At 29.1% G+C, this 368-nt stretch carries 1 protein-coding gene; it reads right to left on the minus strand.

The features are described from left to right. Positions 1-368 (minus strand): hypothetical protein (locus ACTRWE_RS19315; protein ID WP_462880548.1); only part of this gene is annotated, 368 nt, incomplete at both ends.

Here is a 368-nt window from a genome sequence, read left to right on the forward strand (position 1 = left end):
AAAATATCAAACAATTTCAGATTAATACTTATTGGACATGGTGCCGAAATAAAATATGATATTGCATGTCTTTTATCTACGAATGGAAATATCACTTCATCAAAATAAGCTTCTGTAATAGTCTGATAAGTCTGTAGGATTTTTTTAAAAGCGCTATTTACTGTTCGTTTTCTTTGGTATTTTTTTACAGAGCTCCAAGCTATTAAGAGAGAATATTCTACAGATAAATATGAAGATTCTAAGTTTTCATCCTCACGACACCAGGCAAATAGCACCCATAAAACTAAGTTTAACTGTTTTAAGCTCTTAACTATTTTTTTATCACTATCATCTTCTAATATTAACCTTGCTAATGCATTAAAATGTTG

It is taken from the genome of Pseudoalteromonas sp. G5_S1_54_S4 (assembly GCF_054968565.1).